General features: G+C 48.4%; 5 protein-coding genes and 1 pseudogene. 2 read left to right on the top strand and 4 right to left on the bottom strand.

Annotated features, from left to right (window positions below; all coding sequences use genetic code 11):
* Window positions 1-343: 343 nt before the first annotated feature.
* The gene (locus FDW98_RS19970) at window positions 344-805 is read right to left on the bottom strand and encodes a DUF6448 family protein (protein ID WP_020833811.1); all 462 of its coding nucleotides are present in this window, start codon (window positions 803-805) and stop codon (window positions 344-346) included.
* On the bottom strand, window positions 798-950 hold the full coding sequence (locus tag FDW98_RS23710; protein WP_020833810.1) for a hypothetical protein: 153 nt from the start codon (window positions 948-950) through the stop codon (window positions 798-800). The genes FDW98_RS19970 and FDW98_RS23710 overlap by 8 nt, the downstream gene beginning before the upstream one ends.
* Window positions 951-1,178: 228 nt before the next feature.
* Between FDW98_RS23710 and FDW98_RS19965 the strand changes: the two genes are divergently transcribed.
* Together FDW98_RS19965 and FDW98_RS19955 are read left to right on the top strand one after the other, a co-directional pair.
* On the top strand, window positions 1,179-2,312 hold the full coding sequence (locus FDW98_RS19965; protein WP_024143024.1) for an AraC family transcriptional regulator: 1,134 nt from the start codon (window positions 1,179-1,181) through the stop codon (window positions 2,310-2,312).
* A 228-nt stretch (window positions 2,313-2,540) separates the two neighbouring features.
* Window positions 2,541-3,245 (top strand): annotated as a pseudogene (locus FDW98_RS19955) (IS6-like element IS26 family transposase).
* 323 nt (window positions 3,246-3,568) lie between these two features.
* Here FDW98_RS19955 and FDW98_RS19950 read toward each other — a convergent pair.
* Both FDW98_RS19950 and FDW98_RS19945 read right to left on the bottom strand, forming a co-directional pair.
* Entirely contained in the window at window positions 3,569-3,916 is a 348-nt protein-coding gene (locus FDW98_RS19950) for a helix-turn-helix domain-containing protein (protein WP_020833807.1), read from the bottom strand.
* Between the two features lie 311 nt (window positions 3,917-4,227).
* On the bottom strand, window positions 4,228-5,250 hold the full coding sequence (locus tag FDW98_RS19945; protein WP_001572362.1) for an IS110 family transposase: 1,023 nt from the start codon (window positions 5,248-5,250) through the stop codon (window positions 4,228-4,230).
* Window positions 5,251-5,424: the final 174 nt, after the last annotated feature.

Here is a 5,424-nt window from a genome sequence, read left to right as displayed (position 1 = left end):
TTTTTCATGATAACTCTCCATTTCTGAATGACATTGATGATAGAATGTTTGCACCAGTTGGCGCTATCTCCAATAAAGGTGACGCCGTTGGGCTGGTCATTGACCATGATTTTAGTCGTTTCGTTGCAGTGACGTAGGGCAAAGCTGAGGCCCTCGGTTCAGACCAGAATCCCGCTCCCTGTTTATCAATATATTATGGTTGTCTAGCCGAAGCTAACCGTCACAACGATGCTCCTGAAACGTTCAGTATCGTTCAACGGTTAGCACGGTGAGCTGCGTTTTCGCACAGCCTTAGCGTCGCGGTTCAGAGATGCCGTAAAGGCATCTCTGAAGGGCATGATGATTAGTGCTGATGCTCCGTATCGGGCGCTCTACCCTCCGCCATTTCGTTTATTTCCTCGACAAAATGTATGTAGTGAATGTAGTCATTTACATATTCGCGTCCCTGCTTAACCGATTGATTCGCCTGCTGCTTACTGAGTTCGGCTTTGGTAAATTTTTCCCGGATAGCATGCTCAATGTTAGCGGTCACCTTTGCCACCAGGCTATCAACACTGTTGGTGCGAAGTGCGGCATCAGCCTCTTGTACAATAACAGGAATATGACCTGCCGATTTTACACCGGTAAACGATGCACCTTCCGCTTCACGGTGAATACGTACCAGGGTGGTAAAAAGCTTTTGCTGGGCCTTTTCCTGAGAGGTTTGACTGCTGCCTTGTTTACTCATTGTTTCGTCAAACGCCTTTCTGACGTCATCTTCACGGTTTTCTGGTACCCATTTTAATAATGGGGTAACATCACGCACGCGCCTGAAGGGCGCTTTTAGCCTCGGTGATCACAGGCCCATCCATGCTGTCGCAGTGGGCAAACGCCGTTGTGCTTACGGTCATTCCCGCAAGGAACATAATGCTTGCGCACAGGGATGTTCTGGTCTTTTTCTGCTTTTTCATATTAATACCCCCGGGTCTCTTTCGACCTGTTCATCTGCTTTTTTGTGTTTAAAGGAGGCAGAATTTCAGTCCTCTGCCGATTTGGTTGCAGAGTACTGGCGAGTAACCCGGGAGTCGTTCGAATTGATAAATTCGAACGTATGAAACGTAAAGTCGAACGTTCTGCTGACACGAAGCGTGTGTGGCGTCCGTTTCTCATATCTCGTTTTAAATTGTTGGTGCTCGTGCATGCTGAATGATCTATCTGTTTTTCTTCTGGCAGCAGGAATGATGCAGGCTGCATTGCTCTCTGTTTTTCTTCTTTTGCCGTCTAACATCATACAAGTCAGCAACCGGCTATTGGTGATCGTTCTGCTGACCCTTGCCGCCGGTTTTGGTGAACTTTTCCTCTATGGTAGCGGCGTGAGTTTTTTACACCCGAACTACGCCTATATCGGTACGCTTATCTCTCTGCTTCAGCCACCGGCCATCTATCTGTATACCCGTTCGCTGATGTATCGCCATTTTCGAATCCGGCCAGCTCATGCTGTACACTTAATCCCGTTTGCTACTGGCCTTATTGTGTTTTTCACGCTGTACGTTCCGTTATCTGACTCAGCAAAAATAACGCTCTTACAGCAGCAGGATTTACCGGGCATGCCAGTATCACTGCCCCTTGCATTGGCCTATCACGGGGTATTTCTCGGCTGGCTTGGCTATTCCCTCAGACGTTTGCGGTCATTTAATTCGGATATTCAGCATCTTTATTCCGATATTGCCAGCCAGCAAATGCTCTGGCTCCGCTTCCTGCTGTCAGGTTATTCGGGACTTTGGATAGTCAGTATTATTTGCTGCCTGTTTTTCTATCTGTTCAGGCTAACCGATAAAACGAGTTGGGTACTGCCCGTTGTCAGCATAGCGGGGTTTGCATTTATTAATACGTTATTAGTTTGTGCGCTGCGGCAACCCGCTGCGTTTATGGGGCTAACGCAGGCAGATGAAATCCTGCTGGAGAATATTCAGCCGGTTAAAGCACCGCAGTTACGGGGGGCTGAACAGGTGGATAAGGTGGCAGAATTTATGCACCGGAATCAGCCGTTTCTGGATTCCACCCTGTCCTTAAGCCAGCTTGCGCATCAGTTAAAACTCTCGCCGCACGATCTGTCAGCCATTATCAACAACGGGTTTCAGCAGAATTTTTTTACGTTTATCAGCGAGTACCGAATAGAGCACGCTAAAAAACTCCTGGCAATGCCGGAAGATAAGCGGACCATTCTTGATATTATGTATTCCTCAGGCTTTAACTCTAAATCGGTCTTTAATACCGCGTTTAAGAAGCAAACGGGTTTAACGCCTTCAGAATATCGGCGGCAATACTTATAATATCTATTGATGTGTGGTTAGTCCAGGCCGTGACTTACTAAGTTGTCAGAACTTTTTGAGCAAGGCTATATAGTGAAAAAATGATGAGTAATTCTCTTCCAAATATATTTACATCCTTTTTTCCAAACTTTTTTATCAAAGAGAATACCAGCATGCGGAAAATGAGGCACTGTTGCAAATAGTCGGTGGTGATAAACTTATCATCCCCTTTTGCTGATGGAGCTGCACATGAACCCATTCAAAGGCCGGCATTTTCAGCGTGACATCATTCTGTGGGCCGTACGCTGGTACTGCAAATACGGCATCAGTTACCGTGAGCTGCAGGAGATGCTGGCTGAACGCGGAGTGAATGTCGATCACTCCACGATTTACCGCTGGGTTCAGCGTTATGCGCCTGAAATGGAAAAACGGCTGCGCTGGTACTGGCGTAACCCTTCCGATCTTTGCCCGTGGCACATGGATGAAACCTACGTGAAGGTCAATGGCCGCTGGGCGTATCTGTACCGGGCCGTCGACAGCCGGGGCCGCACTGTCGATTTTTATCTCTCCTCCCGTCGTAACAGCAAAGCTGCATACCGGTTTCTGGGTAAAATCCTCAACAACGTGAAGAAGTGGCAGATCCCGCGATTCATCAACACGGATAAAGCGCCCGCCTATGGTCGCGCGCTTGCTCTGCTCAAACGCGAAGGCCGGTGCCCGTCTGACGTTGAACACTGACAGATTAAGTACCGGAACAACGTGATTGAATGCGATCATGGCAAACTGAAACGGATAATCGGCGCCACGCTGGGATTTAAATCCATGAAGACGGCTTACGCCACCATCAAAGGTATTGAGGTGATGCGTGCACTACGCAAAGGCCAGGCCTCAGCATTTTATTATGGTGATCCCCTGGGCGAAATGCGCCTGGTAAGCAGAGTTTTTGAAATGTAAGGCCTTTGAATAAGACAAAAGGCTGCCTCATCGCTAACTTTGCAACAGTGCCCGACAACAGGTACCTGAGATACAATTATTCGCTCCCTGAAGTGATGCAAACTTCCTGCTGGAGGTGATCAAGTAATTTGCGAGTGAGTGATCAACTGATTTGCGAATGGGGGATCAGATACATGCGAATACACAGGGAGGGGGCTGGGCCGGGCGATCCGGTCAGCATTGCGGTTTCCGGCGATTTGCGGCCGGTGTCCGGTGGAGTCCGGCGAGGTCGCCTTCCATGCCCTGACGGGCATAAGAAAATAAAACCGCCATGCTGCGGTCATTCATGATTTTGTGGTGTAGCGATAAATAGTCATGCGAGAAACGTTGAAGCGCTTAGCAACTGCACCAACTGTCATTTCAGGATCAGCAAGTAAGATTCTAATTTGTTTAACATCTTCTTCAGAAAGTGACGGTTTTCTCCCTCCCACACGGCCCCTTGCGCGTGCAGCTGCAAGGCCTGAGCGCGTTCTTTCAATATTGCGGTTGCGTTCAAAGCTAGAGAATATCGCCATCAGATGCGTATAGATTTCCCCTATAACTGGCGCATTTGTGTCTATTCTGTCCTTGATGGCTATGAAAGTTATTCCGCGTTTCTTCAGGTCGTCGAGTAAAGTAATGACTTGACCCAATGAACCGCCGAGCCGATCTAGGGGTCAGTTTGGATATCGAAAATTATTGTACTATAAGGGCTTCCCCGGCGTGTCAACGCCGGTGTTTATGGTTTCTGTCTGCTCTTCAGTAAAAATAAAGGGGAGAGACTGCGGTACTATAAACGGCCATGATGAATCGTCATCGATTCGGACCCTGATGAAAGACGCGCGTGAGGTTCTTGTTCGTTAAGCGGATACGTATATCCTGTACAATAGCCAGATAGGCCTCACGGGGTCTAACCCTTTATCATCAACGAATTGCAGGTCAGATGGTTATTTTGTTTCGTGCTTTAGCTGGCTGAGTACAGCCTGAAATCATCACCGTAATGCAATGATGCCCAGCACAGCCTTGCGTTTTTGGCGGCGATGGCTACAACGGCACGCCAGTATCCTCTGCGATCGACCAGTGAACAGACCCAACGACTGAATAAATCAGTCCTTTTCTCGGCACCAATCAGAACCGAACGAGCCCCCTGAACCAGTAGCGTTCGCAGATACGAATCGCCAGCTTTAGTTATCCTGCCAAGCTTTGATTTCCCACCACTGCTGTACTGCGATGGCGTTAGTCCCAGCCAGGCTGCCAGTTGTCGCCCATTTTTAAAATCGTGTGCATTACCGATACTGGCGACCAGCGCACAGGCCGTTGTGGGACCAATCCCTTTCAGTTCCATCAATCGCTGGCTGCGGTGATCTGTTTTTGCCATGCGGGACAAAATCCGGTCATATTCAGTAATATTATCTTCAATACGATCAATGTGTTCCAGCAGGTCATTAACACATTGTTGAACCTGAAGTGGCAAAGAACTCTTCTGCTCAGAAACCATGTGACGCAGGGCATCTGTACTTTGTGGGGCGATGACACCGAATTCCGATATCAAACCTCTCAATCGGTTATATGTTGCTGTTTTCTCTTCGATAAAACCCTGTCTGATACGGTGTAGGCATTGCATCGCCTGCTGGCTCTCATCCTTCACTGGTACAAACCGCATATGCGGGCGACGAACTGCTTCACAGATAGCCTGAGCATCAGCTGCATCATTTTTGCCTGATTTACCGGCCATGCGGTAAGGAGATACAAATTTAGCAGCCATCAGCCGTGGTTCATGACCATATTGCCGAAACAACCTTGCCCAGTAGTGAGCCCCGGAGCATGCCTCCATCCCGATAACACAGGGAGGTAAACTGGCAATCAGCTCAGGAAGGGCAGCACGCGATACTTTGGGTTTAACCAGAACAGTTTTACCGTGTTGGTCAACGCAGTGAACAGCGAACACATTTTTAGCAAGATCGATACCGACAGTCGTGATGGTCATAACGAATCCCTCCGGGGCTATGTTTACCCCATGATTGCACAAGAGTTAATCAGGCGCATATCCAGGGGAAGTCCCTTCCATTCGTTAAGGTGATTTTTTGTACCTCTGAGCTGTGGTAGAGCTTGACCACTTTGACAGGCAGCTTTGAGCGAGATATAGTCATTCGCACCCTGA

Origin of the sequence: Citrobacter sp. wls711, from assembly GCF_005281055.1 — a bacterium.
Taxonomy (GTDB): domain Bacteria; phylum Pseudomonadota; class Gammaproteobacteria; order Enterobacterales; family Enterobacteriaceae; genus Citrobacter; species Citrobacter gillenii.
Note: the sequence above shows the minus strand (reverse complement) of the source record. Positions and strands in the feature narration are given on the sequence as shown.